The organism is Streptomyces sp. SID3212, assembly GCF_009865405.1.
Classification (GTDB): domain Bacteria; phylum Actinomycetota; class Actinomycetes; order Streptomycetales; family Streptomycetaceae; genus Streptomyces.
On sequence record NZ_WWJY01000467.1, the window covers coordinates 1 to 2690 of the forward strand.

Here is a 2690-nt window from a genome sequence, read left to right on the forward strand (position 1 = left end):
GCACGGCGGCCGTGCACCGGCTGCGGCGGCCGGAGCGCGGCCGGGAAAAGGTGAGGCCTTCGCAACATGCCGTAAACACCGCGAGTGCTCGTTCTTAACATCCACACCGTATACAAAGAGAAGTAATACGCAGGACTTCTTTACTGCTGCCCGCGCGGAAATGACCGAGCCGTGGTGCGCTGAATTCTCGCGCACCACGGCTCGGCCGTGAAATGAATTCGGGACGGTCGCGGGTCGCCGATCTCCGGTCGCCGGACCGGCTGTCGGACCGACTGCCGGACCGGCTCGGGCGGTCAGACCGTCTCGGGCAGTTCGTCGAGCCCCTCGGCGACCAGCTTCGCCAGCCGGTCCAGCGCCGCGTCGGCGCCCTCCGCGTCCGAGGCGAGCACGATCTCCTCGCCGCCCCGCGCGCCCAGGCCCAGTACCGCGAGCATCGAGGCCGCGTTCACCGGGCTGCTCTCCGCCTTCGCGACCGTGACGGGGACGCCGGTGGCCGTGACGGCACGGACGAAGATGGAGGCGGGGCGGGCGTGCAGGCCCTCGGTCCAGCCGACGTTGACGTGTCGCTCAGCCATGGTGGTGCCCTTCGGTGTCACGAGGTCGATGTCGCGAGGAGGTCGCGAGGTCGGAATCATGAGTTGGAATCATGAGGTTGTCTAGACCAGTCTCTCACGTGCTGTACGGTCCACTCCTGCCGACCCGCTGGGCCGGTCCGCCGTAGGCTTCGACCTATGGAGACGCCGTCGGAGCACGCGTACCCCGGTCACTGGGAAGCGGATGTGGTGCTGCGGGACGGGGGTACCGCCCGCATCAGGCCCATCACGGCCGGCGACGCGGAGCGCCTCGTCAGCTTTTTCGAACAGGTCTCCGACGAATCGAAGTATTACCGTTTTTTCGCGCCCTATCCCCGGCTGTCCGACAAGGACGTCCACCGCTTCACCCATCACGACTACGTGGACCGGGTCGGTCTGGCGGTGACGGTGGGCGGCGAGTTCATCGCGACCGTGCGCTACGACCGCATCGACGGCCAGGGGCGTTCCGCGTCCGCGCCGGCCGACGAGGCGGAGGTCGCGTTCCTCGTGCAGGACGCGCACCAGGGGCGGGGGATCGCCTCGGCGCTCCTCGAACACATCGCGGCGGTCGCCAGGGAGCGGGGGATCCGGCGGTTCGTGGCGGAGGTGCTGCCCGCGAACAACAAGATGATCAAGGTGTTCCGGGACGCCGGGTTCACCCAGAAGCGCAGCTTCGAGGACGGGGCCGTCCACCTGACCCTCGACCTGGAGCCGACCGACGCGTCGCTCGCCGTCCAGCGCGGGCGCGAACAGCGCGCGGAGGCGCGTTCCGTACAGCGCCTGCTCGCGCCCGGCTCGGTCGCGGTGATCGGCACCGGCCGTACGCCGGGCGGGGTCGGCCGCACGGTTCTGCGGAACCTCGGGGCCGCGGGCTTCACGGGCCGTACGTACGCGGTGAACGACGCCTTCGCCCCGGACACCCGGGAGCTGGACGGCGTTCCGGCCGTCCGCTCCCTCGCGGAGATCCCCGGCCCCGTCGACCTCGCGATCCTCGCGGTGCCCGCGCGGCGCGTGCCCGAAGCGGTCGCGCGCTGCGGTGAGCACGGCGTCCAGGGGCTGGTGGTCCTCTCCGCCGGATACGCGGAGAGCGGCGACGAGGGGCGGGCGCGCCAGCGCGAACTCGTCCGGCAGGTCCGCTCGTACGGGATGCGCCTCATCGGCCCCAACGCCTTCGGGATCATCAACACCTCCCCGGCCGTGCGGCTGAACGCCTCCCTCGCGCCGGAGCCGCCGGCGCGCGGCCGGATCGGCCTGTTCACCCAGTCGGGCTCGATCGGCATCGCGCTGCTGGCGGGACTGCACCGGCGCGGGGCGGGGCTGTCCACCTTCATCTCGGCGGGCAACCGGGCGGACGTGTCCGGCAACGACTTCCTCCAGTACTGGTACGAGGACCCGGACACCGACGTCGTACTGATGTACCTGGAATCCCTGGGCAACCCGAGGAAGTTCACCCGCCTGGCCCGCCGTACGGCCGCCGTGAAACCGGTCGTCGCGGTCAAGGGGGCGCGCCACAACGGCAGCGCGCCCCCCGGCCACGCGGTGCCGGTGACCCGCATCCCGGACGCCACGGTCTCGGCGCTGCTGCGCCAGGCGGGCGTGATCCGCGTGGACACGGTGACGGAGCTGGTCGACGCGGGCCTCCTTCTGGCGTCCCAGCCCCTCCCGGCCGGCCCCCGCGTCGCGATCCTCGGCAACTCCGAGTCCCTCGGGCTCCTCACGTACGACGCCTGCCTGGCGGAGGGCCTGCGCCCGCTCCCGCCCCGCGACCTGACGACGTCCGCGACCCCGGCGGACTTCCGTACGGCCCTGACCACGGCCCTGTCCGACCCGTCGTGCGACGCGGTGGTGGTCACGGTGATCCCCCACGTGGGCGAGACGACCACCCCCTTTCTCACGGAGGCCGCGGAAACCACGCAGGCCACGGAAAGCGCAGAGGTCACGGAAGGCACAGAGGCCACGGAAGCCACGGAGGCCACCACCCTGGCCCGAGCCCTGAGAGAGGCGACCACCCACACCCCACCGAAACCGGTGGCGGTGGTCCACGTGGAACTACCGGGCCTGGCGGAGGCACTCTCGGCGACGCACGCCGGCCCGGCACCCGGCGCGCCCCGCCCGGGG

The 2690-nt window shown here is 71.7% G+C and carries 2 protein-coding genes; one reads left to right on the forward strand and one right to left on the reverse strand.

All coding sequences use genetic code 11. From position 1 onward, the window contains the following. Nucleotides 1-293: 293 nt before the first annotated feature. Nucleotides 294-575, reverse strand: a complete 282-nt coding sequence (locus tag GT042_RS13985; RefSeq protein ID WP_161309032.1) for an HPr family phosphocarrier protein — start codon at nucleotides 573-575, stop codon at nucleotides 294-296. A 156-nt stretch (nucleotides 576-731) separates the two neighbouring features. Here GT042_RS13985 and GT042_RS13990 point away from each other — a divergent pair. After that, nucleotides 732-2690 (forward strand): GNAT family N-acetyltransferase (locus GT042_RS13990; RefSeq protein ID WP_161309033.1); only part of this gene is annotated, 1959 nt, incomplete at its 3' end.

Excerpts from the sequence above, each read along its gene's own strand:
- GT042_RS13985 (WP_161309032.1), bottom strand. The coding sequence starts at position 575 with ATGGCTGAGCGACACGTCAACGTCGGCTGGACCGAGGGCCTGCACGCC.